This is a genomic window from Pseudarthrobacter sp. NPDC058119 (assembly GCF_042884655.1).
Taxonomy (GTDB): Bacteria; Actinomycetota; Actinomycetes; order Actinomycetales; family Micrococcaceae; genus Arthrobacter.
The window spans coordinates 221,946-248,179 of sequence record NZ_JBHVTN010000008.1; the positions used below are offsets into that span (position 1 = coordinate 221,946).

Sequence of the window (26,234 nt, forward strand, 5' to 3'; positions counted from 1 at the left end):
TCAGGCCCGTCGCCTCTTCGCCACAACCTCGTGGGCTGCGTCCACCAGCTGGCGCGCCGATTCGTCCCAACTGAACTCGGCCGCGCGGGCCATGGAGCGGCAGGACAGGTCCTGCCAGTGCTCGTCGTCCTGCAGCTGGCCCACCGCGTCAGCGAACTGTCCGGGTGACTCCGGATCCACATAGATGGCGGCGTCCGACCCCACCTCCCGGAAGATCGGAATGTCACTGGCGATCACCGGGGTGCCCACCGCCATGGCCTCCACCAGGGGCAGCCCGTACCCTTCGGCGCGGGACAGGCTTACCAGGGCCGTGGCCCGGCGCAGGAGTCCGTCATACTCGGCATCCGTCACGCCGTTATGGAACACGACGGCGGCGCCCTGGGGGACGATGCGCTCCAGCTCTGCCCGCCGCTGCGGCGTGATCCGGCTGAGCAGGTGGAGGGTATAGCCGGGCAGCCCGGCCATGCCGGCCACCATGGTCTCCACGTTCTTGTACGGCATGAAGGAGCCCATGTAGATGATCGTCTTATCCGCCCCGGCGGCGGGATCCCGCGGTTCCTGGGCCGGCTGCGGGGCGTTGGCGATGATGCGCACGGGCCGGCGCGTCAGCCGGTACTTGGCCATGAGCGCCTCGGTGGTACGGCTGATGGTGGCAACAATATCTGCCCGGTCCAGGAGCAGGCGCTGCGGCCAGAACGCCTTGTGGTACAGCCGCCACAGGAGGCGGACGGGGGCCGGCAGGAAACCCGGGGGAGCGGGGTGCTCGTAGTAGATCAGGTCGTGCAGGGTCAGGATCAGGCCGTACTTCCGGCCCCAGGTGCCCATGGTTTGCATGGGGCAGACCACCACGTCCGCTCCAAGGGCGTTGACCTTCCGGGCGACGAACAGTTCCAGGGGCGAGAGGGGGCTGCTGATGAGGGTGTAGGGCACGTCAGGCAGGAGCGCCAGCTGCCGCTCGTCGGAGACGAGCATGGAGACGTCCGCGATCTTGGCCGTGGCGGCGATCAGGCTTGCGCCATAGCGGCTGATGCCATCGTGGTGGTCGGTACGGGTGAAACGTGCATCGATGACGATTTTCACGCGGGATGGTCCTTAAGGAAGCTGCGGATGTAACGGGCGGCCGGTTCAGGTGTTTCGTAGTGGATCAGGTGCCCGACGCCGGGAATCACCTTCAGTTCACCGTCCGGGAGCAGGTCCGCGAGGCGGTGCTGGCTGGGGAGGGTGGCGATTTCATCCTTCTCGCCGGCGACCAGCAGCACGGGCATGTGCAGCTGGCCGGCTACCTCGGCCACGTGGTGGCTGACGGAGGCGGTAAAGGACTCCAGGAGGCTGTCCCTGTTGGCGAAGGAACTGAAGTAGGCGTGGTGCTGGCCGTGGATGTAGGCCCTCAGCCCGGGATCGCGGGTCTTGGCCATGGTCTCGCTCATCACCCTGACAATCAGGGGATTGCGCAGCAGTGCCAGTCCGGGCCTGCTGGGAAGCCGCGCAGCCAGCTTGTAGTACAGCACGGCCAGCCGGGTCATGACGCCTTTTGGCCCCTCCAGCGCGGGTGCGGCAATGGGGTTGATGAGGATGAGGGGACGTACCGCCTCCGGGTTGTTGGCCACGAAATGGGCCGCCACGATGGACCCGAATGAGTGCCCCAGCAGTACGGTGTCCCGCCCCAGGCCCAGTGCCGCCATGAAGTCGGTGATGAACTGTCCGTAGCGTTCCACTGAATGCGGGCCGTGGGTAAAGGCATCCGAACTGCCGAAGCCTGGAAGGTCCGGCATGATGATCCGCATGTCCGGGAGCTGGTCGGCCACGCGCAGGAGCCCGTGGTGGTCGCCGCGGAATCCGTGGACCACCAGGATGGTGCGGGTATCCGGGGTGGCTTCCAGCGGTTCATAGGTCCAGAAAGCCACGGTGCCACCGTCGAGGGTGACGGTGGCGGGGCGGGTGCGGCCGGAGAGGCCGGCGCTGACGTACGCGGGCGCAGGGGAGGGCGCCGGGTTCACGGTATCCATGTCCTGCCCTAGTTGACGTTGTCCGGGTGGGACCCGGTCCGCTGCCCGCGGTCCAGCGCGTTGATCGCCGCCAGGTCGCGTGCCGAGAGTTCGAAGTTGAACACATCGAGGTTCTCCCGGATGCGCACCTCCGAACTTGCCTTGGGTATGGCGATGTTGCCCAGTTGCATATGCCAGCGGAGGATCACCTGCGCGGGTGTCCGGCCGTGCTCGGCAGCGCAGGCCTGGATGACAGGGTCTGCCAGTACCTGCCCGCGGCCCAGCGGGCTCCAGGCTTCGGTGCGGATGCCCAGGGCTGCGTGCTTGCTCCGCAGTTCCTCCTGTTGCAGCCAGGGATGGAGTTCGATCTGGTTGACTGCGGGGACCACCTCGGCGCCGGCCAGCAGACGGTCCAGGTGGGCCGGTTGGAAGTTACTGACGCCTATGGCACGCACCCTGCCCTCCCGGTACAGCGTTTCCAGGGCGCGGTAGGTCTCGGTGAAGAGCCCGCGGCGGGGGCATGGCCAATGGATGAGGTACATGTCCACATAGTCCAGGCCCAGGTTGACCATGGAATCGTCAAAGGCGCGCAGCGTGGCGTCGTAGCCGTGGTGGTCGTTCCAAACCTTCGTGGTGACGAAGACGTCCTCGCGGGCCAGGGGCGGGAACAGTTCGCCCGAGCCGCCACTGCCTGACCCCGCGTCCAGCTGGGAGCTGATGCCGCGCGCCACACCGGTCTCGTTCCCGTACATGGCGGCGGTATCGAAGTGGCGGTAACCGGCGGCGAGTGCAGTGGCGACCAGGCCTTCGGCGTCGGCTGCCGGCACCTTGTACAGCCCAAAGCCGAGCTGGTCTATCAGCACGCCGTTGTTCAGGCTGAGCCGGGGTGAGGTTCTCATGGCAACGACTCTACCTACTTCAGCTGGTGAGGCCCTCGTAATCGACCAGGCGGCGTGCGGTGGCTTCGTCCAGGATCAGGTCGGTGGCCAGCCTGGCCGCCAGTGCTCCGCGCAGGCCGTTGATCTTGGAGACCCCGGACACCACGCAGATCCTGCGGCGTACCTGCCGGAGCTGGGCCAGTGAGGGACCGGTGGAGCGTTCGTTGAGGACGATGCCGTCCGAGGACCCGTCGTCCCGGAAGAAGACGGTGGCAACGTCTCCGACGACGTCGGAGTTGGCCAGGGCGTTGAGGTCATCCTCGTCGAGGTAGCCGCCGGCGTAGACGTGGCTTGGGTAGTCGGCGTGGACGGAACCGACGCCGAAGATGGCGATGCTCATCTTCGCCTGCAGTTCCAGGACACGCTGCACGCTGCGCTCGTTCCACATCGCTGTCTTCGTGGCGGCGTGGTCGAAGAAGGCCGGCACGGGGAACTGCTCCACCCGCGCTCCGTAGGCGCTGCCGAAACGCCTCATGATGTCACTTGCGTAGGTGATGCCGGTGGTGTGCATGTTTCCGGCGCCGTTGAGCTGGACGATCACGCTGTCGTGGGTGATCTTCCTGGTGAGGTGCCTGCTCACCGCGCTGAGCGTGGATCCCCAGGCCACGCCGATGATCGCGTTCGAGTCCACCAGGGGTCCGATGGTGCGGGCGGCCTGCATGGCCACCCGGTCCAAAGTCTCGGCTTCGTTGAGCGTCCCGAGGATGGGAACCACATGGACGTCCAGGTTGTACCGGCGCCGGATCATGCCCTCCAGTTCGGGGCCGGTATCGAGGGGATTGCGGATCTGGATCTGCACCAGGCCGGACTCGCGCGCCGACGACAATAACCGTGAAACGGTGGACCGGGACGTTCGCAGTTCGCGTGCGATCGCGTCCATGGTGAGGTCCTGCAGGTAGTACATTTGTGCAGCTCGGAGGGCATCCTGGTCGCGGGAAAGTGCCATCTCACTTCCGTTCTGCACGTTTGTGCATAGTGCTTGACTCCATTTTCCATTTCTCCAAACAATAGAGCAGAACGGCGGTGCCGCACAGTGGCAACCGCAACACACAAAGCCCCAAGGGAGTCGTTTTGGGACCCAAGGATCCATCTGTCCAACCAGCTGCTAATACCCCCCGGCCGGGAGGCGAACGGGCCTCGGTGCACAGCCTGCGGCGCCGTCCGCACGCGAAGGTGCTGGTGGTTGGCGGCGGCATCAACGGAGTGGGCACGTTCCGTGACCTGGCGCTGCAGGGCGTCGATGTGGCACTCGTCGAACGCGGTGACTACTGCCAGGGCGCAAGCGGTGCATCGTCGCACATGATCCACGGCGGCATCCGGTACCTGGAAAACGGTGAGTTCCGCCTAGTCCGCGAATCAGTAGTGGAGCGGAACCGCCTGCTGAAGATCGCCCCGCACTATGTCAAGCCGCTGCAGACCACCATCCCCATCTTCAGCACCTTCTCTGGAATCCTCTCGGCACCCCTGCGCTTCCTGACCCACAAGCAGCAGGGCAAGCCCAAGGAACGCGGCGCGTTCCTCATCAAGGTGGGCCTCAGCCTTTACGATTCGTTTTCCCGCGACGGCGGCACGGTGCCCCGGCACCAGTTCCGGACCCACAAGGCAGCCCTCCAGGAACTGCCCGCGCTGCGGTCCGACGTCAAATACACCGCCACGTACTTCGACGCCTCGGTGCACAACCCGGAGCGGCTCACCCTCGACGTCCTGCAGGACGGCGAAAAGGCCGGCCGGGCCGGCAACCCCCAGGGCGCCGGTGCGCAGGGTGACACCGCCCGGGCCAGCAACTACCTCTCGTTGAAATCCATGTCCCCGGAGCCCAACCCGGGGACCGGACGGGGAAGCACCGTCCGCCTGCGGGACGAACTCAGCGGGGAAGAGTTTGACTTCACCGCGGACATCATCGTGAACACCACCGGCGCGTGGGTGGACATGACCAACGAGGCGATGGGTGCAGCCTCTGCTTTCATGGGCGGCACCAAGGGTTCGCACATCGTGCTGGACCACCCGGGCCTGCTGGCCGCCTGCCGCGGCCGGGAAATCTTCTTCGAACACACCGACGGCCGGATTGTCCTGATCTACCCCATGGGTGACCGCGTGCTGGTTGGCACCACGGACGTCGACGCGGACATGTCGGAAGACGCCGTCTGCACCGACGAGGAAATCCAGTACTTCTTCGACCTGATCGGCCACGTGTTCCCGTCCGTCGACGTGACCCCCGACGACATCGTCTACACGTTCTCGGGGGTGCGCCCCCTGCCGAGCCATGACGCGACCCAGCCCGGCTTCGTGTCCCGCGACTACCGCATTGAACGGCGCGCTTCGGGCACGAATGGAACCGGCGCCGTCGTGCTGAGCCTGGTCGGCGGCAAGTGGACCACGTTCCGGGCCCTCGCCGAGCACATGACCAATGACGTGCTCACCGAGCTCGGGGTTCAGCGCAAGGTGTCGACGGCGCAGCTCCCCATCGGTGGCGGCGCAGGCTTCCCGGCCGACGAGGCAGGCGTGCAGAAATGGATCAAGGCACACATGGGTTCCGGCCGCGATGCGGACCGCACGGCAGGCCTGCTGACGCGGTACGGGACCCGGGCGGACGCCGTGATGGAGTACCTCGACGCTGCCCCGGACCAGCCGCTGCGGTCCACCCGCGAGCTCAGCGTCCGGGAACTGGAGTTCATGGCGGCCAACGAGCAGGTGGGGCACCTGGTGGATGTCCTGATCCGCCGTACCTCCCTGGCCTTCCGGGGGCTGGTGACCGGGGAACTCCTCAACGAAGTGGCCGAGGTGCTCTCAGGGCCGCTCAAGTGGGACGCTGCAGCCAGCGCCGCGGAGATCAGGCACGCGCAGGACGTGCTGCAGCGATTCCACCGCGTGGAAACGCACAGCCTGGTCTCCTGAGGCCGGGCGGCCGGCCGGGGCGCGCCAGCGTCCCGGCCCAACGGTCCTTCACCAGCGGAGGACCGACAACTAAACAAAGAAGGAGTCAAAGATGTCTCTAGGAATAGTCTTCCTCTCCGAAGTCTTTGGCACGGGCATGCTGACCCTGTTGGGTTGCGGCGTCGTTGCCAACGTGGCTTTGCGGGGGACAAAAGGCAACAACGGCGGGTTCCTGATGGTCACATGGGGGTGGGGTATCGCCGTCTTCTGTGGCGTCTTCGTCGCCGCCAAGTCCGGTGCCCACCTGAATCCTGCCGTGACCCTGGGCCTGCTGCTCAACGGCAAGGCCGAGTACGCCCCGGGAGTCGCTGTTGATTTCGGGACCACGCTGACCTACCTCGGCGGCGAGATGGTGGGCGCCTTCCTCGGTGCCGTGGTTTGCTGGCTGGCCTACAAGCAGCATTTTGATGACGAGCCCGAGCCCGCAGGCAAGCTCGGCACGTTCTCCACCGGCCCGGCCATCCGTTCCACAACCTGGAACCTGATCACCGAGATCATCGGCACGTTCGTCCTGGTCTTCGTGATCCTGACCCTCGGCGGCACCCCCTCGGGCCTTGGCCCGCTCGCTGTGGCGCTGCTGGTGGTCGGCATCGGTGTTTCGCTCGGCGGCCCCACCGGATACGCCATCAACCCGGCGCGTGACCTCGGGCCCCGCATTGCCCACGCAGTTCTTCCGATCAAGGGCAAGGGCTCCAGTGACTGGAGCTATGCCTGGATCCCGGTGGTTGGGCCGCTCGTCGGCGGCGCCCTCGCCGGCATCGTTGCAAGGATCGTCCCGATCATCATCACCGCCGCCGCCTAAGCCCCCGGCTAACAGTTCGAACAAGACAAGGACGTCATTATGAACCAGTACGTAATCGCCATCGACCAGGGCACCACCAGCACCCGCGCCATCATCTTTGACCACAGCGGCGCCATTGTCTCCTCCGGCCAGATGGAACACGAGCAGATCTTTCCGCAGGCAGGCTGGGTGGAGCACGACGCCGCGGAGATTTGGAACAACACCCGCGAGGTAATTGGTTCAGCCCTCTCGAAGGCGAACCTGACGCGGCACGATATCGCCGCCGTCGGCATCACCAACCAGCGCGAAACCGCGGTGGTGTGGGACAAGACCACGGGCAAGCCGGTTTACAACGCGATCGTGTGGCAGGACACGCGCACGCAGGACATCGTGGACCAGCTGGCCAAGGACGGCGGAGCGGACCGCTTCAAACAGAAGGTCGGCCTGCCGCTGGCCACCTACTTCTCCGGCACCAAGATCAAGTGGATCCTGGACAACGTTGACGGTGCGAGGGAAAAGGCAGAGGCCGGTGACCTGGTGTTCGGCAACACGGACGCCTGGGTCCTGTGGAACCTGACCGGCGGCGTCGACGGCGGTGTCCACGTCACCGACGTCACCAACGCCTCCCGCACCCTGTTCATGGACCTGGAAACCCTGCAGTGGGACGACGAGATCCTGAGCATTTTCGGGGTGCCGCGCAGCATGATGCCGGAGATCAAGTCCTCCTCCGAGGTATACGGCAACGTCCACAGCTCACAGCTGCTCCGCGAAACACCCGTTGCGGGCATCCTGGGCGACCAGCAGGCAGCAACCTTCGGCCAGGCGGCCTTCGAGACGGGCGAGGCGAAGAACACCTACGGCACGGGCTGCTTCCTGATCTTCAACACGGGCGAGGAGATCGTCCACTCGAAGAACGGGCTCCTGACCACCGTGGGCTACAAGCTGGGCGACGCGAAACCCCACTACGCGCTGGAAGGTTCCATCGCGGTGACCGGTTCGCTGGTCCAGTGGCTGCGGGACAACCTGGGCATGATCAGCAGCGCACCGGAGGTGGAAACCCTCGCTGCATCCGTCAAGGACAACGGCGGCGTGTACATCGTTCCGGCGTTCTCCGGCCTGTTCGCCCCGTACTGGCGTTCGGATGCCCGCGGCGCGATTGTGGGCCTGACCCGGTTCGTCAACAAGAACCACATCGCCCGGGCAGCGCTGGAAGCCACCGCGTTCCAGACCCGCGAGGTGCTGGACGCGGTCAACGCGGACTCCGGCGTGCCGCTGAGTGAGCTGAAGGTCGACGGCGGCATGGTCGCCAATGACGCCCTCATGCAGTTCCAGGCGGACATCCTGGGTGTCCCGGTGATCCGTCCGAAGGTCATTGAGACCACGGCGCTGGGGGCTGCCTACGCGGCAGGCCTGGCCGTTGGTTTCTGGAAGGACCTGGGCGAGTGCTCGGCCAACTGGTCCGAGGACAAGCGCTGGGAACCGCAGATGGACAAGGCTGAACAGGAACGCCAGATGCGGCTCTGGAAGAAGGCTGTCACCAAGTCCATGGAGTGGGTGGACGAGGACGTCAAGTAAGACCTCCGACCCAGGGGCCGTCCTGCCTTTCCGGCAGGGCGGCCCCTTGCCGTGTCCGGGATCCCTTCCGGCAGGCGGATGGGGACGTCAGGGAACGGGCCGCGGCGGCAGATCCTCGGTGGCCGGACCCTGGATGACCTTGCCGTCCACATCGAACCGGGAGCCATGGCAGGGGCAGTCCCACGTCCGGTCCGTCCGGTTGAAGCCGACCGTACAGCCCAGGTGGGTGCAGACCGCCGACACTGCATGGACGTGTCCCGCCTCGTCCCGGTAGCAGGCCGTGCTGGTTCCGCCTGCGTCCACCACCGTTCCATCGCCCGGCGCGAGGTCCCCCGCCTGCACTGCGGGGACTGTGCGGGATTCGCTGTCTCTGCTCCCTGGGGCTGCCTGCGCCGTGGGCCGCCGGGGCGCGCGGTTGCTGTCGAACAGGGCGGCCCAGTCGTTGGGAGTGCCATTGAGGAGGTCCGCCAGCGCCAGTGCTGCGGCCGTACCGTTGGTCAGGCCCCACTTGCGCAGGCCGGTGATCACGAACGCGTGCCGGCTGTCAGGGTTCAGCGGCCCGGCATAAGGCAGCCCGTCCTGGGGCAGGGCATCCTGGGTGGACCAGCGGTATGACGCTTTGCCGGCCCCGAAATGGCTGCGGGCGTAGCCGGCAAGCCGCGCGTAACGCAAAACCGGGTCGACCTGCTCGCCGGCGGGATGGCCACCGCCGCCAACCAGCAGGTACGTTGTCCCGCCCAGCCGCACGGTCAGCAGCGAATGCATCGGTTCATCGGCGCTGATAAAGGTCGCATCCAGGGGAGGGGCCTCAACCGGCGCGGCGACGATGTACGAGCGGTGCGGCCGGCACAGCGCCTCAAAGCGGCCATGGTCTCCGAAGGGAACGCTCGTGGCCACGATTGCGTCCCGGGCCAGCACCGTTCCCGTCCCGGCGGCAACGGTGACGGGCGTCCCCTCGCGAAGATCCACCGCGCGTGTCCGTTCGAAGACAAAACTGCCGCCGCCGTCGACTTTTCCTGCCAGCCCCTGGAGATACTGGACCGCGTGGACCTGGGCCTGGCCGTCGAACCGGACTGCGCCGGCCACCGGAAACGGCAGGGGCACGTCGGTTGTGAAGGTCGACGGGAGGCCGAGGGAAGCCGCAAGTCCGGCTTCCGCCCGCACCTCCGGCAGGGCATCGGGACCTGTCGCAAAGGTGTAGTTGGCAACCCGGCGGAATCCGCAGGAGAGATCCTCTGCCGCCACTGTGCCGCCGATATGTTCCAGGGCGGCCTGGTTTGCCTCCCCGTAGACGCGGGCCGCTGACGTTCCATGGCTGCGCTGCAGTTCCGAGTAGGCGAGGCGGTGCAGCGATGTGACCTTGCCGGTGGTGTGGCCGGTGACGCCCGTGCCGATCCGGCCGGCTTCGAGGACGGCCACCGAGCGGCCCGAGCGTTTCAAGGCGAGAGCCGCGGTCAACCCGGCTATGCCCCCGCCGATGACTGCCACGTCCACTTCCACGGTGCCGCGAAGTTGCGGGAAATCGGTGGAGCCCGCGGAGGCCAACCACAGGGAGAGGGGCTGTCCTTCGGCTGCGCCACCGGTGGTTGCCTCTGCCATCGTGTGCCCCTCCCAACGTCTGGGAATGATCATGCGCGCCTGCCCCTGGCAATGCAACGGGCCGTTGGGCCCGGCTGAGGCAGGCAACCTGCCGGTGCGCTAAAGTAGAACCATGCGTGCGATCCTTCTGCTTAGTTAGCCGCCGGCTCCGATTATCGGACAGCTGAGCGGCAGCCCCTCCATGGAGAGGGGCTTTTGTGTGTCCGGGGCATGGCGCCGGACCGGCAGCAGGAGGATCAGGCCGTTATGGCAGCACCGATGCCGTAACAGAACAGAAGAGGGCAGCAGTGGGCGTTCAGCCGGAGACAGAGACCGGAACAGCAGCAACAGTATCGGCGGAGCCTGAAGAGGGCACCTACAGTTTCGCCGCCATGGAGGCCAAATGGCCCCAGGTGTGGGAAGACCTCAAGGTCTTCACCCCGGTGGACGACGGGTCGCGGGAGCGCCGCTACGTTCTTGACATGTTCCCGTACCCGTCCGGCGACCTGCACATGGGCCACGCCGAGGCGTTTGCCATGGGCGACGTGGTGGCCCGCTACCTGCGGCAGAAGGGCTATGACGTCCTGCACCCCATCGGCTGGGACTCCTTCGGCCTGCCGGCGGAGAACGCAGCCATCAAACGCAACGCCCACCCCAGCGAGTGGACGTACGCCAACATCGATACCCAGGCAGCGTCCTTCAAGCGGTATGCCATCTCCGCCGACTGGTCGCGCCGCCTGCACACCTCCGATCCCGAGTACTACCGATGGACCCAGTGGCTTTTCAAGCGCTTCTACGAGCGCGGCCTGGCCTACCGCAAGAACTCCCCGGTCAACTGGTGCCCCAAGGACCAGACAGTCCTGGCCAATGAACAGGTTGTCAACGGCGCCTGCGAGCGCTGCGGCACCACCGTCACCAAGAAGTCCCTGAACCAGTGGTACTTCAAGATCACCGACTACGCGGACCGCCTGCTGGATGACATGGACGAACTCCGCGGCCACTGGCCCGAACGCGTCCTGGCTATGCAGAAGAACTGGATCGGCCGGTCCGAGGGCGCGCACGTGAACTTCGTGATCGAGGCCGACGGCGGCAAGCCCGCCAAGGACGTCACGGTCTTCACCACCCGCCCGGACACCCTGTACGGCGCAACTTTCTTCGTGGTCGCCGCGGACGCGCCACTCGCCGTCGAACTTGTCACGGACGAACACGCTGCGGACCTGGACGAATACCGCGAGCGGGTCAAGGCACTGTCGGAGATCGAACGCCAGTCCACGGAGCGCGAGAAGACCGGCGTCTTCACCGGCCGTTACGCCATCAACCCGCTGAACGGTGAGAAGCTGCCCGTGTGGGCTGCCGACTACGTCCTGGCCGACTACGGAACGGGCGCCATCATGGCCGTCCCGGCCCACGACCAGCGCGACCTCGACTTCGCCAAGGCCTTCGATTTGCCGGTCCGCGCGGTCCTGGATACCGGCGAGGAGGACCCGGCCGTGTCCGGCACCGCCACGGCGGGGGAGGGGACCCTGATCAACTCCGGCGAGCTGGATGGCCTGCCCAAGGGTGAGGCCATCCCTGCAGCCATTGCCATGCTGGAGAAGCAGGGGACCGGCGAGAAGTTCGTGAACTTCCGGCTCCGGGACTGGCTGCTCAGCCGCCAGCGCTTCTGGGGCACGCCCATCCCCATCATCCACTGCCCGTCCTGCGGCGAAGTTCCCGTCCCGGATGAGCAGCTGCCGGTTACCCTGCCCGCGGACCTGCGAGGTGAGGACCTGGCGCCCAAGGGCACCTCGCCGCTGGCAGCGGCCGAGTCGTGGGTCAACGTGGCGTGCCCCACCTGCAACGGCCCGGCGAAGCGGGACACCGACACCATGGACACGTTCGTTGACTCGTCCTGGTACTTCCTGCGCTTCGTTTCGCCGCACTTCACCGAGGGCCCTTTCGATCCGCAGAAGATCAACGACTGGATGCCGGTGGGCCAGTACGTGGGCGGTGTGGAGCACGCCATCCTCCACCTGCTTTACGCCCGCTTCTTCACCAAGGTCATCCACGACCTCGGCATGATCGATGCCGACGAACCCTTCAGTGCACTGCTGAACCAGGGCCAGGTCCTCAACGGCGGCAAGGCCATGAGCAAATCCCTGGGCAACGGTGTTGACCTCGGCGAACAGCTGGACAAGTTCGGCGTGGACGCCGTGCGCCTGACCATGGTGTTCGCCTCCCCGCCCGAGGACGACGTGGACTGGGCTGACGTGTCGCCGTCCGGCTCAGCCAAGTTCCTGGCCCGGGCCTGGCGCCTGGCGCAGGACGTCACCAGTGAACCAGGTGTGGACGCAGCCGGCGGAGACCGCGGGCTGCGGTCGGTCACCCACCGCACCATCGCCGATGCCGCCGAGCTGCTGGACGCCAACAAGTTCAACGTGGTGGTGGCCAAGCTCATGGAGCTGGTCAACGCCACCCGCAAGGCCATCGACTCCGGTGCCGGTGCCGCGGACCCAGCGGTCCGCGAAGCCGCCGAAGCGGTGGCCGTGATCCTCAGCCTGTTCGCGCCGTACACCGCCGAGGACATGTGGAACCTGCTGGGGCACCCGGCATCGGTTGCCAACGCGGGCTGGCCGGCCCATGATCCCGCCCTCCTGGTCCAGGACACGGTGACCGCCGTTGTCCAGGTGCAGGGCAAGGTCCGTGACCGGCTGGAAGTGTCCCCGGACGTTTCTGAAGACGAGCTGCGCGAGCTGGCGCTGGCGTCGGAGAACGTGCAGCGGGCCATGGACGGCCGGGGCATCCGGACTGTGATCGTCCGTGCCCCTAAGCTGGTGAACATCGTTCCGGCCTAGCTGCTGTACCCGCAGTGAATTGCCGGCCGTCGGAAGCTTTCCGGCGGCCGGTGCCGGTTGAGCCGGACGCCGATTCCAGGAGGCACCTTGCCCGACAGTAATGCCGCCGCCTGGCCGTGGGTCCGTGCCCGGCTGTCGGGCCTGCGTCCAGCCGCCCGGCCGGGGTCCAGGCGTCCCGTCCCAGGCACTGTGGTGCGCACCGCCGTCGTCACCGACTCAGCCGCTGCCCTCCCGGCGGCCTATGTCAGCGCACTCCCGCTGGACGGGATCCTGACGGTGACCCCAATGCCCGTCATGGTGGGCGCCGAAATCTACGGCGAGGGCGAAGACGACATCCTCGAGACCATTGCCGTGGCCCTGGCCGCCGGGACTCCGGTCAAAACGTCAAGGCCTTCGCCGGGACAGTTCGAGCAGGCCTACCGCGCCGCGGAACTTAGGGGCTTCGAGGGCGTAGTCTCGGTCCACATCTCGGGCGAACTCTCGGGCACGGCTGACGCGGCGCGGCTGGCCGCCGGCAGGGTGGGGATTCCCGTGGAGGTGGTGGACACGCGCACCGTTGGCATGGCGCAGGGAATGGCGGTGCAGGCTGCCGTTGAAACCGCATCAGCCGGTGGAGACCGGTCTGCTGTGGCAGCGGCTGCAGCGGCCCAGGCCGAACACACCCGGGTCTTCTTCTACGTGCCCAGCCTTGAGCAGTTGCGGCGCGGGGGACGCATCGGGGCGGCGGCATCGCTCCTGGGTACCATGCTCGCCATCAAGCCGATCCTGGCGGTCGACGGCGGGAGGATAGTCCCGCTGGAAAAGGTGCGTTCAGCGGCCAGGGCCGTGGCACGCCTGGAGGAAATCGTCGTGGCGGAGGCGGAGGCGCATTCCGGCGACTCCGTGGTCCTGGCCGTCCACCACTTCGGCAATCCGGAGGAAGCGGAGAGCCTGGCGGTGCGCCTGGAGGCGGCCCTTCCACAGTGCCCTCCGGCCCAGATCAGTTCCCTTCCCGCGGTCCTGGCAGCACACGCCGGCCTTGGGGTGCTGGCCGTCATTGTTGGCAGGACGGCTGAGGTTCATGGCGATGCGGGGCCGGGCTAGGCGGGTGACAGGCGGCGGGCCGCTACCCCACCAACTGCCGGGTCCTTGGCCTCTGGTGGCTGTTCGTTCGAGTCCGTAGCGTCGCCCCATCAGCTACGTTCCGGTTCGGGACAGCAGTTGGAGGGGCGGAGGAAATCATGCGTGCTCCCGGAGCCCGCGCTCCTGGACATTGCCAATGGTCCTGGCCGCACTGGTCGTCGGACTCGCAGGATGCCTACAGGGCGGCAGCACCACGTCGCCTTCCCAGGCCAAACCAGCAGGATCAGGGAATCCGGCCTGCGACTTGATCACTCCTGCCATCGCTGCCAAGGTCAATCCCGATTTGGTCCAGATGGGGCTGGGAGGGAAACCGGCAGGGAGTTCAGCCTACGGGTGCGGATTTATGAGTAAATCGAAGAAGAGCCCGACGCTCTCCGTCTCGTTGACGTCGCCGGCGTCGACGGCGCAAATTGACGACACGAAGAAGACCCCTGACTGCTCAGCAGTTGAGGGCATCGGCGACTTCGCCTGCATGCAGTGGACGGGTTGGTTCCGCGGAGAGCCTGGCGGGGCATCGGCAAACACCGTGCTCAAGGCGGTCCGGGGCAACGAGTCCCTCGACCTGCGCATCATCGACTTCCCGCCGATATCATCGGATTTTCCGGTACCGGACGGTGACGCCAGCGCCCACGCCCTGGCCCAGGCACTTGTCGATGCAGGATGGGGCAACGGCGCTGAACTACGTGTTCCCGCCGCGCCGCCTGTCGCTCCGCAGGCTTCTACGGACAACCCTGTCTGTGCCCTGGTCAGCCCGGACGCAGTCAAGAACGCGTTCGGTGCCACCACCCAGGCGCAGGTACTTCCCGGTGAGGGCAACTGCCGCTACATGTTCGGAGCGCCGAGTACGCCTGGGCTGGATTCGCTCATGTTCTCCATCGAGCTCCAGGATGGCGGTGCTTCCCTTCTTTCCGGTGTTGTGCCGCCGGATGGCCAAAAAATCCAAGGCGTCGGCGACAGGGCCATACTGGTTGTCCGGTCGGAACCCGGTGGCCCGAAGGCCCTCAGGCCGGAAAGCAATGACCCGGTCACCTACATGTCCTTGATGGTGGCCCGTGGCCGGAACACGGCCTTCTTCACCGCGCAAATACTGATTTCACCGGAAGGTCCCACCGAAGAACAGGTCAAGGATCAGTTCGTCACCCTGGTCAAGGGCATCGACTTCTGAAGCGGTATGTGCCCGCTGCGCCAACAAAACCAGGGGAGTACACGCAGGAGGGGATCAGGGTGGCAAGCGAGACCAGTTCCGTGCCGCAGCCCACGTGTGCCGCTCGGTTCAGGAGAGTTGGATTCATGGCGACCAGTAGCAAAGTCCTTGAGCCGCATGGCGGAAGAGCCGGGGACACGGCCATGGCACGCAGGTCGTACGCGTTGATGACCCAGCCACCGGGGAACATCACTGGAGTCGGGCGCAGGAATTTATCGCGGAGGCAAGGAACCAGTAGCCGCCGCCACGGGCCCTGTGCACTGAGCACCTTTCCACATAGCGGCCATGGCCGGTGCGGCGTGCCGCCGGAGGTTCCTAAGGTGGAACCATGTCACGCCGGGACGCTGAAGCAGCACGTCAGCAGGCAAGGCATGCGAGGGACCGGTTGCAGGCGGCACTGGGAGAGGCAGCCCCCATGCTCCTGGAGGAGGGAGCCGGCGCTGGTGGTTTCCAATACCGCGGCACCGGCGGAGCAGCGGGAACCGAAGCCGGCAGCGGGACCCAGGCCGGCCGCGCGTTGGCGCTCCGGTGGCGGATAGGACTGCGGGTCGCCCTGCTGCTGGGTGCCCTGGCGGTGGCGGCCGGCGCCTGGTTCTGGTGGCAGGCAGGTTTGGCATCCCCCGATGTCCTTCCACTCAGCGGCGCCAGTTCCGGTGGCAGCACTGCCAGGGGATCCGGTGCCGATCCTGACACGACGCCACCTGCGGATCGTGCCGGCGGGCTCGTGGTGGTGCATGTTGCAGGGGCGGTGGCCACGCCCGGCGTCATTCGGCTCCAGCAGGGCGGCCGGGTTGATGACGCCATTGCAGCCGCGGGCGGTGCCGCCCCGGACGCCGACGTGAACCGGCTCAACCTTGCCCTGGTGGTGGAGGACGGGCAAAAGATCTACGTGCCGCAGCGTGGGGAGCCCGTGCCTGCCGGACCGGACGCCGCAGGTGCGGAAGGTGCCGGTCCAGGCAACCCCGCTCCCGCCGGCGCGCAACCCGGTGCACCCGGCGGGAAGGTCAACCTCAACACGGCAGACGCTGCCGAGCTGGACACGCTGCCAAAAGTCGGTCCGGTACTCGCCCAGCGGATCGTGGACTGGCGAAAAGACCATGGACCTTTCAAGAGCGTCGAAGAACTGGACGCGGTGGACGGCGTCGGACCGAAGATGCTTGAAGCCCTGTTGCCCCTGGTGACGGTCTAGGGGGTTCGATGGCTGCAAGGACAGACAAAACGCAAGGAGCCGGACCGCCGAGGCGGGGCGGGTCCACCGGCGGAGCAGGAGCGGGGAGTCCTTGGAGCCGGTTCGTCGAATCCGCCGTCCAGGGTGGTAGGCACGGACCGGAAGCCGCTACTCCCACGGATGCCGTGCGGGCTGCCCAACCAAAGTCCCGCTCCGGGGGAGTGCTGCCGCCACCAACCCAGGAACGCTTGGGCTCAAGGTGCCTGCCCGGGCACCGCCGCAAGGTGGCCCAAGGGCTCCTGGCGCAGGGCAGCGCCCGCGTCCGGCAGCAGATGGCCGACCGCGGCGGGGCTCGGAAGGAAAAGGAACTGGAATCCGGGCAGCCTCTCCACCGCCTCGACCTCCGGCTCGCCCTCCCTGCCGCACTGGTATGGGCAGCATCGCTGGCAGGGCTTTGGCTGCCGCCCATCGAGCTCGCCGCGCTGTGCTGCACCCTGGCAGCAGCCGGCGGCCTCGTGCTGGCCCGGGTGGCCACGGGCGGCAGGGCGCCACGGATCGCCAACGCCGCCGGTCGTGCCGGAACTCCCGCGACCCGCTCGCGGGTCCGGAGCTTCCCGGCCGCTGCGGGGGCAGCCCTGCTGTTGGCTGCCGCGGCCGCGGCCCACTCTGCAACAGCCTCCAGCCAACGGTTCACCGGACCACTTGCCGAGGCCGTCACGGCTGGCAAGTCCGCTGTCGCCGTTGTCGAAGTAGCCGAAACTCCCCGGGCTGTGGCAGGTCCTGGCGGGTCGGACGGACGTTGGTCCGTGCCGGTGTGGACGAAGGAAGTGACTACGGGAGGGAACGTGGTCCGGACCCGCGCCAGGCTGTTGGTAATGGGCGGCCAGGGATGGGGCCGCGTTGTGCCGGGGCAGACGCTCCGGGCCGCGGGCAAGCTGCGGCCGGCGGACCCCGGCGTGCCGGAAGCGGGAAACCTGGCAGCGTCCACACCGCCGGGCCCCGCGGTGGGCGGGTCACTGCTGGAAGGGTCCGCCAAGGACCTTCGGGAGCGTTACGTTGCCGCCGCAGCCTTCCTGCCGCCCGACGCCCGCGGGCTCCTTCCGGGCATGGTTACCGGGGACACCGGCGAGCTGGACGAGGGGTTGAACAACGCCATGAAGGCCGTAGGCATGACCCACCTGACCGCCGTCAGCGGGGCAAACTGCAGCCTGGTGCTGGGGGCCCTGCTGCTCCTGTGCCGGCGGCTCCGGCTGCCCCGCGCACCGGCTGCGGCCGCTGCCCTTGCGGGCCTGGCCCTTTTCGTGGTTCTGGTTGGGCCCGATGCCAGTGTCCTGCGGGCAGCGCTGATGGGGGCCATCGGGGTGGCTTCCCTGGCCGGTGGCCGTTCGGGGCGGGGTCTCAGTCTTCTTTGCCTCGCCGTTCTGGGACTCCTGCTGGCCGACCCGGGCCTGGGCTCGAGTTTCGGGTTCCTGCTCTCGGTGCTGGCCACGCTCGGGATCATCCTGCTGGGCCGGCGGATCATCAGCTGGATCCCCGCGGCCGTTCCGCGGTGGGCAGCCGCGTCAGTAGCTGTTCCGTTATCCGCCCAACTGCTGTGTGGGCCCGTTATCGTGCTTCTTCAGCCCCAGTTTTCGACCTATTCGCTGGCGGCAAACGTCGTCTCGTCGCCCCTGGTGGCACCGGTTACCCTGTTGGGAACAGCCGCAGTGCCACTGGTGGTGCTGGTGCCCTGGGCCGCCACGGCGTTGATTGCCGTTGCCGGAACGTTCAGTGCCGGAGTTGCCGCCACGGCCAGGTTCGCAGCCCATTTGCCGGGTTCGGCGCTGCCATGGCCGGAAGGGGTGCCCGGCATGCTGTCGATGGTGCTGCTGTCGCTCCTGTCGCTGGCCACGATCTGGGCGGCGGCCCGGCCCCTCAGGGTTGCCCGGTGGGTCCGCAGGGCGCACGCCGCAACTGCCGTGTTGCTGGACGGTGTTGAGCGTCGGCTGCCCGGTCGACGGACCCCGGGCAGCTTGGACCGCGGGCACAGACGTGGCAGGCTGGGTTATTGCAATAAAACCTCCGGAAGGAACATTCGATGGCCGCTGCGCAAAAGCGAGCACCCCGCTCCCCGGCATCGAACACAGCTTCCTGGCGGGACGTAACCCCGGCCCGGATTGTCCTGGTGAGGGGGCCGGAAGAGTACCTGGGCATCAGGGCCATGGACAGGATCCGATCCCAAGTCAGGGCGGCAGCGCCGGATGTGGAAGTCAGCCGCATCAACGCGGCCGGTTATGAGGCCGGCAGCCTGACCATGCAGGTGAGCCCATCGCTGTTCGGTGAAAGCAAGCTGATCGAGGTGGAAGCCGTCGAGGGCATGAATGACACCTTCCTCGCCGACGCCCTCCAGTATCTTCAGCACCCGGAGGAGGACGCTGTCGTGGTTCTTCGCCATGCCGGCGGAGTCCGCGGGAAAAAGCTCCTTGACGCCGTCAGGAAGGCCGGCTGGCCGGTAGTTGAGTGCCAGCCGCTAAAAAAGGACACGGACAAGGTCCAGTTCGTTGCCGCAGAGTTCAAGGCAGCCGGACGCCGCATCAACCAGGACGCCGTGCAGGCACTGGTGAATGCTGTTGGGGCAGACTTGTCAGAACTTGCTGCCGCGTGCGCACAGTTGATCGCCGACGCCGCCAGCACGGTCACCACCGACACCGTGGATAAGTATTACGGGGGCCGGGTGGAAGCGACTGCGTTCAAGGTCGCGGACGCTGCCATGGCAGGAAATGCACCCGTTGCCCTTTCGACGCTGCGCCACGCCCTGGCCACCGGCGCTGACCCGGTTCCGCTGGTGGCCGCACTCGCATCGAAGCTGCGGACGGTGGCGCGGGTTGCCGGTGCCTCCGGCTCATCAGCGCAGATTGCGGCGGAATTGGGCATGCAGCCCTGGCTGGTGGAACAGGCGCAGCGGGACGTCCGGCGCTGGACCCCCGAGGGCCTGGTGCGGTCCATCCAGGCCACCGCAGAGGCGGACGCGCAGGTCAAAGGATTGTCCCGGGACCCCGTCTACGCCGTCGAGCACGCCGTCACGGTCATTGCCATGTCCGTCCAGGGAAGATAGCACCCACCGGCCGCTAGAGGCGCCGGGCCCCACGACTTCCCCGCGGCGTCCGACGGCGTGCTGCCGCGGCCCGGCGGGACAGCTTAAAGGCGTGTGGCCGGTACCCGAGGGTACCGGCCACACCATCAGTTCGTGGGAACTGGAAACCTTAGAGTGCGTTGACCTTCTTGGAGATCGCCGACTTGCGGTTCGCTGCGTTGTTCTTGTGCAGAACACCCTTGCTGACAGCCTTGTCCAGCTTACGGCTGGCAGAAACGAGCGCAGTAGTAGCAGCTTCCTTGTCAGCGGACTCAACAGCAGTGTTGACGGCGCGGATGGCCGTCTTCAGCTCAGACTTGACTGCGTTGTTGCGCAGGCGGGCCTTCTCGTTGGTCAGGATGCGCTTCTTCTGGGACTTGATATTCGCCACGTGTGAACTCTCTTTGTAATGCGGAAATGGTCTAGAGGGCTTTCAGGCTGGCCTTGACTGAGCGGCGTGGGGATACCTATGGCGGCCAACCATCAGTGACCGTCGACCTGCACGGACACACAGCAATAAAGACTAGCAGGTCAGCGGCGGCTCTGGCCATTTCCAGGCCGTCACTCCCAGCCGTGTCGCCGCCGGAGTCCCGAAGCCACCTTTTCAAAGCGGGCCCGGTCCAGCACCGCGCCCTCGCGCCGGATGGATTCCGCGCGGATCTGCAGGATACGGTCCAGCCGTACTTCGCTGGGCCTGCCCTGCTTGTCCCAGCCGCCGGAGCCCAGGTCCACATAGTTCGCGGACGACGAACCGGCGGGAACCCTGTCCTTGCTGGTCAGCATCAGCCCCAAGAGGAACGGGCCGTTGTGGCCCACCAGCAGCACCGGCCGGTCCTTTCCCTTCCCGTGGTCCTCCTCGTACGGGACCCAGGCCCACACCACCTCTCCCGGATCCGGGTCTCCGTCCGGTTGGGGTGCATAGCGGGCGGCGACCCGGCCGCGGTAATCACCGGGATAGGAAGCAGGCCCGGCGAAGCCGCCGGACGCGGGGCTGCCGTCGCCGGTGCGATGTTTCCGGGACGCCCACTGGTTCTTGGGCCGGTTCTGCAGCATGCGCAGGCCGCGGCGGACAGCGTTTCCCAGGGAGCCCAGATTCATTGCCATCGGAACAGCCTACCGGCGGACCTGCGGTACCCGGGTTGTGGACGTGCCGCCAGGATGCGGAGGCGGGGTCCGGGACGTGGGACACTGGAAGTTCAAGATGTGCGGCTGGACCGCGGGCGCCTTTCAGTGTGCCTGGCGGAGGGCTGCAGAAAAGCCAACAGTAAGGACCCTGCGTGTCTCCCATGGCCCGCACCGCACCGGTGCCCGCCGCGACAGATCCGGCCATTATTCGGAACTTTTGCATCATCGCGCATATCGACCACGGCAAGTCCACCCTCGCTGACCGCATGCTGCAGTCCACCGGGGTGGTCCAGGCGCGCGACATGAAGGCCCAGTACCTGGACCGGATGGACATTGAGCGCGAACGCGGCATCACCATCAAGTCCCAGGCTGTTCGCATGCCGTGGGAGGTGGACGGCGTCAGTTATGCGCTGAACATGATCGACACCCCCGGCCACGTGGACTTCACCTATGAGGTGTCCAGGTCGCTGGCTGCGTGCGAGGGCGCGATTCTGTTGGTCGACGCGGCCCAGGGCATTGAGGCCCAGACGCTCGCGAACCTTTACCTGGCCATGGAGAACAATCTCGCCATCATCCCGGTCCTGAACAAGATCGACCTCCCGGCCGCGCAGCCTGAAAAGTACGCAGCCGAACTGGCCAGCCTGATCGGCGGCGACCCCGAGGATGTCCTGCGGGTGTCCGGCAAAACCGGCGTTGGCGTGGAGGCCCTCCTGGACAAGATCGTCCACGACCTGCCGGCGCCGAAGGGCGACCCGGACGCACCTGCCCGGGCCATGATTTTCGACTCCGTCTACGATACCTACCGGGGCGTTGTGACCTACGTGCGCGTGGTGGACGGCATGCTCCACCCCCGTGAACGCATCCAGATGATGTCCACCAGGGCCTCGCACGAGCTCCTGGAAATCGGCGTCAGCTCTCCGGAGCCCACACCCTCCAAGGGCCTCGGCGTGGGCGAAGTGGGCTACCTGATTACCGGTGTGAAGGACGTCCGCCAGTCCAAGGTGGGCGACACCGTCACCAACCTGGCCAAGCCGGCGGCAGAGTCCCTGCCCGGCTACGCCGATGCCAAACCCATGGTGTTCTCGGGACTGTACCCCCTGGACGGCGCCGACTACCCGGTCCTCCGCGACGCCCTCGAAAAGCTCATGCTCAACGACGCCGCCCTGGTCTACGAACCGGAGACTTCGGCCGCACTGGGATTCGGCTTCCGGGTGGGCTTCCTGGGCCTGCTGCACCTTGAGATCACCCGCGAACGCCTGGAGCGTGAATACAACCTCGACCTGATCTCCACGGCACCGAACGTGGAATACGAGGTGACGCTGGAGGACAAGAAGGTGGTCCGCGTGACCAACCCCAGCGAGTACCCCACGGGCAAAATCGCCGAGGTCCGCGAACCGATGGTTTCAGCCACTATCCTGGCCCCCAACGAATTCGTCGGCGCCATCATGGAACTATGCCAGTCCCGCCGCGGCGTCATGGGCGGCATGGACTACCTCTCCGAGGACCGGGTGGAAATCCGGTACCGCCTGCCGCTGGCGGAAATCGTGTTCGATTTCTTCGACATCCTGAAGTCCAAGACCCGCGGCTACGGCTCCCTGGACTGGAAGGCCGACGGCGAGCAGGTTGCCGACCTCGTGAAGGTGGACATCATGCTCCAGGGCGAACAGGTGGACGCCTTCAGCGCCATCACCCACCGGGACAAGGCCTACGCCTACGGAGTGATGATGACCGGCAAGCTCCGCGAACTCATCCCGCGGCAGCAGTTCGAGGTGCCTATCCAGGCGGCCATCGGCTCCAGGATCATCGCCCGCGAAAGCATCCGGGCCATCCGCAAGGACGTGCTGGCCAAGTGCTACGGCGGTGACATCTCACGAAAGCGCAAACTGCTGGAGAAGCAAAAAGAAGGCAAGAAGCGCATGAAGATGGTGGGCACGGTGGAGGTTCCGCAGGAGGCGTTCATCGCCGCCCTCACCACCGACGAATCGAAGGACAAGGCCAAGAAGAAGTGACCACCGCGCAGCAGGGGACCCGCTGATGCCCAGCGCCCTTCCCCTCGCCGACCCGGCGCCGTCGGACGGCCTGCTGCCTGCCCAGGCAGCGGACGGTGCGCCGGCCCGGGCCTTCGGCCTGTACGTCCACATCCCGTTCTGCGCCGTGCGCTGCGGGTACTGCGACTTCAACACCTACACCGCCACGGAACTGGGCGGCGGCGCGTCACAGGATGCCTATGCCCAAACCGCGGTGTCGGAGGTGTACTTTGCCGCCAACGCAATGAGCCGTTCCGGGCTGCCGGAGCGCAAGCTCAGCACAGTCTTTTTCGGGGGCGGCACACCCACCCTGCTGCCGGCCGATGACCTTGCGCTGATCCTGCGGGCCGCCATTGACCGGTGGGGCATCGAGGACGGCGCAGAAGTCACCACCGAAGCCAACCCCGATTCGGTCACCCGCGAGTCCCTCGCCGTCCTAAAGGAGGCGGGCTTCACCAGGGTCTCCTTCGGCATGCAGTCCGCCGTCCCGCATGTGCTCAAGGTCCTGGACCGCACCCACACACCCAGCCGGGTTCCACAGGTGGTGCAGTGGGCGCGGGAGGCCGGACTGGACGTCAGCCTCGACCTGATTTACGGGACGCCGGGGGAGTCGCTGGACGATTGGCGCCACTCCCTGGAAACCGCACTGTCCTACCAGCCGGACCACATCAGCGCCTACGCGCTGATCGTCGAGGACGGGACCAAGCTGGCCGCGCAGATGCGCCGCGGCGAGGTGCCGGGAATTGACGACGACGACCACGCCGACAAGTACGAACTCGCCGACCAGCTCATCACCGCCGCCGGACTTGGCTGGTATGAGGTCAGCAACTGGGCGCGGAGTCCGGAGCACGCGTGCCGCCACAACCTGGCCTACTGGCGTGGCGACGACTGGTGGGGCATCGGGCCGGGCGCCCATTCGCATGTGGGCGGGGTGCGCTGGTGGAACGTGAAGCACCCGTCCGCCTACGCCAACCGCCTGTCCCAGGGGCAATCGCCCGCGGCCGGCCGGGAAACCCTTGATGCCGAAACCAGGAACATGGAGCGGGTGATGCTGGAGGCGCGCCTGCAGTCAGGGCTTGAGGTTTCGGCACTAAGCGCCGGCGGCAGGCACCAGGTCGCCGGCCTCATCGCTGACGGCCTGGTGGAGCCAGCCGCCGCTTTCCAGGGCCGCCTTGTCCTCACACTGAAGGGCAGGCTCCTGGCGGACGCTGTGGTCCGCCGCGTCCTTCCCGACTGACGCCGGCCCGCGCGTGCGCGGAGGCCTGCGCCGCTACTTGATCCAGCGCAGGTTGTACTGGTAGCGGTGCGGCTGGCCCTTGTTGACGTGGATTCCCGCGGCCACGGAGAAGCAGGTCAGCGCTACCCAGATCAGGGTGGCGATCACGGCGAAGATGTTGCCCACGTAGGGAATGAACACCAGGATGTTGGCCAGTACGGCGGCGATGGTGGGCGGCAGGCTGAAGTTCAGCGCCTCTTTGGATTCCTGCGCGGTGAACGGGCCGCGGTCGCGGAAGATCAGGTAGATCAGCAGCGACGGGACACAGCCAAGGATCCCGCCAAAGTGTGCCAGCGTGGCCCATTGGCGGTCTTCGCTGGCCGTGAGCGGCAGGGCGTTGGCGGGGACGCCATGGTACTCGGAGCGGCCCTGGCCGTCCCTGTGTTCACGTGCGTTTTCTGCCACAGTCTGTTCCTTCGGAGATGCAAGTGGTGCTGACGTCAAATACGGGCGCAGTGTGCAATACCCCCGGAAACGGTGGCATTGCACTACCAAGAATACTGGCTCCCGGCGCGGGGTCCGCCCTTCAGGGCACGGTCAGGAAGTCGATGACTTCCTCAACCCGGCCCAGCAGGGATGCTTCCAGGTCGGCGTAGGTGCGTACGGCGCCCAGCAGCTTCTGCCATCCCAGGCCGACGTCCTCCTTGGTCGCGTGCGGCCAGCCGAAGGCTTTCAGGATCCCGGTTTTCCAGTCCTGTCCGCGCGGCACGGCCGGCCACTTGTCGATGCCCAGGACCGCCGGCCGGATGGCCTGCCAGACGTCGACATAGGGGTGACCCACGATCAGGACATTCCCTGCCGCGCCGGGGGATGCCATGACGGCATCGGCAATGCGGGACTCCTTGGAATCCGGAACGAGGTGGTCCACGAGGACACCGAGGCGCCGGCCGGGACCGGGGTTGAAGGCGGCAACCGCCGCGGCGAGATCGTCGATGCCGTGCAGGGGTTCGACGACGATGCCCTCCACCCGGAGGTCGTCGCCCCAGACCTTTTCCACCAGTTCGGCATCGTGCTTGCCCTCCACCCAGATGCGGCTGGCCTTGGCCACCTGGGCCCGCTGGCCGGCAACCCGGACAGAACCGGAGGCCGTCCGGCCGGCGACCGCACCGCCGGCGGCCGCGCGCGGCGCCGGGGGCATGAGCCTGATGGGCCGGCCCTCTAGGAGGAAACCGAAGCCCAGCTTGAAGGACCGCGATTTCCCGCGGCGGTCCTCCAGGGCCACCACGTGCATCCCGCCGGACTTTTCCACCCGCGTCACGGCGCCCACCCAGCCGGACTGCACATCCTCCAGCACCATGCCCCGCTCCACGGGCACCTCAGGCAATTCCGCTTTGGCCGGGGCGGATATGCCGCGGGGCCCCCAGTTTTGGTAATCCATGGATTCGATCCGCCTAGCGCTAGGTCCTCCGCACCGGAATTTCGCCCGGAGCGGTACCAATGCTAACAACGGGCCAAGGCATAATAGACTGTTAGCACTTAGGCATGTCGAGTGCTAACAAGGTGGCACCTGGCGGGGGTATGGGTCCCGCACCATGGATGGAGGTGGAGAGTGAGCGAGCCACGCAAACTGGAAGTGCTGCGGGCCATCGTGGAGGATTACGTCCACTCCCGCGAGCCGGTCGGGTCCAAAGCCCTGGTTGAGCGGCATCATCTTGGGGTTTCCAGTGCAACCATCCGGAACGACATGGCGGCCCTTGAGGACGAGGGATTAATCACGGCCCCCCACACCAGTGCGGGGCGGATTCCCACGGACAAGGGCTACCGGCTTTTCGTCGACCAGATCTCGGCGGTCAAGCCGCTGTCGGCGGCCGAACGCCGAGCCATCCAGTCCCTGCTTGAAGGCGCAGACGATCTCGACGACGTCCTGGACCGCACCGTCCGGCTGTTGTCGCAGCTGACCAACCAGGTGGCCGTGGTCCAGTACCCGCACCTCAGCAAGGCCCTGGTGCGCCACATCGAATTCGTGCTGCTTGCCCCCCGCAAGGTGCTGGTGGTGCTCATTGCCAACAGCGGCAAGGTGGAGCAACGCGTCATCGACGTCGGCCAGGACCTGGGCGACGACGCAGTGGCGGCACTCCGGACGCGCTTCCTCGCCGCACTGTCCGGGACGCCGCTGAGCCGGCTTGCCGCGGCCCTTCCCTCCGTCGTGGCCGCCACGGCGCAGGCACAACGCCAGGCCGCGCACGCGCTGGCACTTGGCCTCGAGGGGCTCGCGCACAACACCAGGGAGGACCGGATGGTCATGGCCGGGACAGCCAACCTGGCCCGGTCCAACGTGGACTTCCCGCTCAGCATCGGCCCCGTGCTGGAGGCCCTTGAGGAGCAGGTGGTGATGCTGCGGTTGCTGAGCGAGATGGCCCAGGACCACCGCGGCGTTGCCGTGAGCATCGGAAGGGAGAACCCTTACGACGGCCTGGCCGAAGCCTCGGTAGTTGCTACCGGCTACGGTCCCGACAGTGCCGCCAAGGTAGGGATCCTCGGCCCCACCAGGATGGACTATCCCACCACCATGGCCGCCGTCCGGGCAGTGGCCCGCTACCTTTCCAGGATTTTGGGGCCCTGACCCGCGCGGCCG

21 protein-coding genes are annotated in these 26,234 nt (G+C 66.8%); 12 read left to right on the forward strand and 9 right to left on the reverse strand.

Going from position 1 to position 26,234, the window contains the following annotated elements; all coding sequences use genetic code 11:
* Genes ACFVTD_RS17490 through ACFVTD_RS17505 form a run of 4 tightly spaced genes read right to left on the reverse strand, consistent with a single transcriptional unit; the run spans nt 1 to nt 3,869 of the window.
* Complete coding sequence (locus ACFVTD_RS17490; RefSeq protein ID WP_387565291.1) at nt 1-1,080, reverse strand: glycosyltransferase family 4 protein; 1,080 nt, start codon at nt 1,078-1,080, stop codon at nt 1-3.
* Entirely contained in the window at nt 1,077-2,006 is a 930-nt protein-coding gene (locus ACFVTD_RS17495; RefSeq protein WP_387565293.1) for an alpha/beta fold hydrolase, read from the reverse strand. Before ACFVTD_RS17495 ends, ACFVTD_RS17490 begins: the two co-directional genes overlap by 4 nt.
* 8 nt (nt 2,007-2,014) lie before the next feature.
* Entirely contained in the window at nt 2,015-2,884 is an 870-nt protein-coding gene (locus ACFVTD_RS17500; RefSeq protein ID WP_387565295.1) for an aldo/keto reductase, read from the reverse strand.
* Between the two features lie 19 nt (nt 2,885-2,903).
* Nucleotides 2,904-3,869, reverse strand: coding sequence for a sugar-binding transcriptional regulator (locus ACFVTD_RS17505; protein WP_387565297.1), 966 nt, complete (start codon nt 3,867-3,869; stop codon nt 2,904-2,906).
* Nucleotides 3,870-3,994: 125 nt separating this feature from the next.
* Here ACFVTD_RS17505 and ACFVTD_RS17510 point away from each other — a divergent pair, with 125 nt between their 5' ends.
* From ACFVTD_RS17510 to glpK, 3 genes are all read left to right on the forward strand, one after another.
* A complete protein-coding gene (locus tag ACFVTD_RS17510; protein ID WP_387565299.1) occupies nt 3,995-5,818 on the forward strand; it encodes a glycerol-3-phosphate dehydrogenase/oxidase in 1,824 nt (607 codons plus the stop codon).
* Nucleotides 5,819-5,909: 91 nt separating this feature from the next.
* Complete coding sequence (locus tag ACFVTD_RS17515; RefSeq protein ID WP_387565301.1) at nt 5,910-6,659, forward strand: MIP/aquaporin family protein; 750 nt, start codon at nt 5,910-5,912, stop codon at nt 6,657-6,659.
* Nucleotides 6,660-6,698: 39 nt separating this feature from the next.
* Complete coding sequence (glpK, locus tag ACFVTD_RS17520) at nt 6,699-8,213, forward strand: glycerol kinase GlpK (protein WP_387565303.1); 1,515 nt, start codon at nt 6,699-6,701, stop codon at nt 8,211-8,213.
* 87 nt (nt 8,214-8,300) lie between these two features.
* Here glpK and ACFVTD_RS17525 read toward each other — a convergent pair whose 3' ends face one another.
* Nucleotides 8,301-9,812, reverse strand: coding sequence for an FAD-dependent oxidoreductase (locus ACFVTD_RS17525; protein WP_387565305.1), 1,512 nt, complete (start codon nt 9,810-9,812; stop codon nt 8,301-8,303).
* 287 nt (nt 9,813-10,099) lie between these two features.
* On the opposite strand from ACFVTD_RS17525, the gene leuS reads away from it, so the two are divergent.
* From leuS to holA, 6 genes are all read left to right on the forward strand, one after another.
* Nucleotides 10,100-12,625 carry a leucine--tRNA ligase gene (gene leuS, locus ACFVTD_RS17530; protein ID WP_387565307.1) on the forward strand — a complete coding sequence of 842 codons (2,526 nt, stop codon included), beginning with the start codon at nt 10,100-10,102 and terminating at the stop codon, nt 12,623-12,625.
* Between the two features lie 87 nt (nt 12,626-12,712).
* Nucleotides 12,713-13,708 carry a DegV family protein gene (locus tag ACFVTD_RS17535; RefSeq protein WP_387565308.1) on the forward strand — a complete coding sequence of 332 codons (996 nt, stop codon included), beginning with the start codon at nt 12,713-12,715 and terminating at the stop codon, nt 13,706-13,708.
* 382 nt (nt 13,709-14,090) lie between these two features.
* Nucleotides 14,091-14,912 carry a hypothetical protein gene (locus ACFVTD_RS17540; RefSeq protein ID WP_387565310.1) on the forward strand — a complete coding sequence of 274 codons (822 nt, stop codon included), beginning with the start codon at nt 14,091-14,093 and terminating at the stop codon, nt 14,910-14,912.
* Between the two features lie 367 nt (nt 14,913-15,279).
* On the forward strand, nt 15,280-16,140 hold the full coding sequence (locus ACFVTD_RS17545; protein ID WP_387565312.1) for a ComEA family DNA-binding protein: 861 nt from the start codon (nt 15,280-15,282) through the stop codon (nt 16,138-16,140).
* A 227-nt stretch (nt 16,141-16,367) separates the two neighbouring features.
* Nucleotides 16,368-18,263 carry a ComEC/Rec2 family competence protein gene (locus tag ACFVTD_RS17550; RefSeq protein ID WP_387565314.1) on the forward strand — a complete coding sequence of 632 codons (1,896 nt, stop codon included), beginning with the start codon at nt 16,368-16,370 and terminating at the stop codon, nt 18,261-18,263.
* Complete coding sequence (gene holA / locus ACFVTD_RS17555; RefSeq protein ID WP_387565316.1) at nt 18,197-19,213, forward strand: DNA polymerase III subunit delta; 1,017 nt, start codon at nt 18,197-18,199, stop codon at nt 19,211-19,213. Before ACFVTD_RS17550 ends, holA begins: the two co-directional genes overlap by 67 nt.
* 148 nt (nt 19,214-19,361) lie before the next feature.
* Here the strand turns inward: holA and rpsT are convergent, their stop codons facing one another.
* Both rpsT and ACFVTD_RS17565 read right to left on the reverse strand, forming a co-directional pair.
* Nucleotides 19,362-19,622 carry a 30S ribosomal protein S20 gene (gene rpsT, locus ACFVTD_RS17560; protein ID WP_018761400.1) on the reverse strand — a complete coding sequence of 87 codons (261 nt, stop codon included), beginning with the start codon at nt 19,620-19,622 and terminating at the stop codon, nt 19,362-19,364.
* Between the two features lie 170 nt (nt 19,623-19,792).
* Nucleotides 19,793-20,335, reverse strand: a complete 543-nt coding sequence (locus ACFVTD_RS17565; protein ID WP_387565318.1) for a type II toxin-antitoxin system PemK/MazF family toxin — start codon at nt 20,333-20,335, stop codon at nt 19,793-19,795.
* Nucleotides 20,336-20,508: 173 nt separating this feature from the next.
* Here ACFVTD_RS17565 and lepA point away from each other — a divergent pair, with 173 nt between their 5' ends.
* Together lepA and hemW are read left to right on the forward strand one after the other, a co-directional pair.
* Nucleotides 20,509-22,365 carry a translation elongation factor 4 gene (gene lepA / locus ACFVTD_RS17570; protein WP_387565320.1) on the forward strand — a complete coding sequence of 619 codons (1,857 nt, stop codon included), beginning with the start codon at nt 20,509-20,511 and terminating at the stop codon, nt 22,363-22,365.
* A 25-nt stretch (nt 22,366-22,390) separates the two neighbouring features.
* Nucleotides 22,391-23,620: a radical SAM family heme chaperone HemW gene (gene hemW, locus ACFVTD_RS17575; protein WP_387565322.1), complete on the forward strand. Its 1,230-nt coding sequence runs from the start codon at nt 22,391-22,393 to the stop codon at nt 23,618-23,620.
* Between the two features lie 33 nt (nt 23,621-23,653).
* Here hemW and ACFVTD_RS17580 read toward each other — a convergent pair whose 3' ends face one another.
* Both ACFVTD_RS17580 and ACFVTD_RS17585 read right to left on the reverse strand, forming a co-directional pair.
* Complete coding sequence (locus ACFVTD_RS17580; RefSeq protein ID WP_387565324.1) at nt 23,654-24,064, reverse strand: DUF4870 domain-containing protein; 411 nt, start codon at nt 24,062-24,064, stop codon at nt 23,654-23,656.
* A 121-nt stretch (nt 24,065-24,185) separates the two neighbouring features.
* The gene (locus ACFVTD_RS17585) at nt 24,186-25,037 is read right to left on the reverse strand and encodes a DUF3097 family protein (RefSeq protein WP_387565326.1); all 852 of its coding nucleotides are present in this window, start codon (nt 25,035-25,037) and stop codon (nt 24,186-24,188) included.
* Between the two features lie 171 nt (nt 25,038-25,208).
* Between ACFVTD_RS17585 and hrcA the strand changes: the two genes are divergently transcribed.
* A complete protein-coding gene (gene hrcA, locus ACFVTD_RS17590) occupies nt 25,209-26,222 on the forward strand; it encodes a heat-inducible transcriptional repressor HrcA (RefSeq protein WP_387565328.1) in 1,014 nt (337 codons plus the stop codon).
* Nucleotides 26,223-26,234 lie beyond the last annotated feature (12 nt).

Excerpts from the sequence above, each read along its gene's own strand:
- ACFVTD_RS17500 (WP_387565295.1), bottom strand. The coding sequence starts at position 2,884 with ATGAGAACCTCACCCCGGCTCAGCCTGAACAACGGCGTGCTGATAGAC.
- ACFVTD_RS17545 (WP_387565312.1), top strand. The coding sequence starts at position 15,280 with ATGTCACGCCGGGACGCTGAAGCAGCACGTCAGCAGGCAAGGCATGCG.
- ACFVTD_RS17540 (WP_387565310.1), top strand. The coding sequence starts at position 14,091 with ATGAGTAAATCGAAGAAGAGCCCGACGCTCTCCGTCTCGTTGACGTCG.
- ACFVTD_RS17565 (WP_387565318.1), bottom strand. The coding sequence starts at position 20,335 with ATGGCAATGAATCTGGGCTCCCTGGGAAACGCTGTCCGCCGCGGCCTG.
- ACFVTD_RS17505 (WP_387565297.1), bottom strand. The coding sequence starts at position 3,869 with ATGGCACTTTCCCGCGACCAGGATGCCCTCCGAGCTGCACAAATGTAC.
- holA (WP_387565316.1), top strand. The coding sequence starts at position 18,197 with ATGGCCGCTGCGCAAAAGCGAGCACCCCGCTCCCCGGCATCGAACACA.
- ACFVTD_RS17585 (WP_387565326.1), bottom strand. The coding sequence starts at position 25,037 with ATGGATTACCAAAACTGGGGGCCCCGCGGCATATCCGCCCCGGCCAAA.
- ACFVTD_RS17525 (WP_387565305.1), bottom strand. The coding sequence starts at position 9,812 with ATGGCAGAGGCAACCACCGGTGGCGCAGCCGAAGGACAGCCCCTCTCC.
- hemW (WP_387565322.1), top strand. The coding sequence starts at position 22,391 with ATGCCCAGCGCCCTTCCCCTCGCCGACCCGGCGCCGTCGGACGGCCTG.
- glpK (WP_387565303.1), top strand. The coding sequence starts at position 6,699 with ATGAACCAGTACGTAATCGCCATCGACCAGGGCACCACCAGCACCCGC.
- ACFVTD_RS17515 (WP_387565301.1), top strand. The coding sequence starts at position 5,910 with ATGTCTCTAGGAATAGTCTTCCTCTCCGAAGTCTTTGGCACGGGCATG.
- ACFVTD_RS17495 (WP_387565293.1), bottom strand. The coding sequence starts at position 2,006 with ATGGATACCGTGAACCCGGCGCCCTCCCCTGCGCCCGCGTACGTCAGC.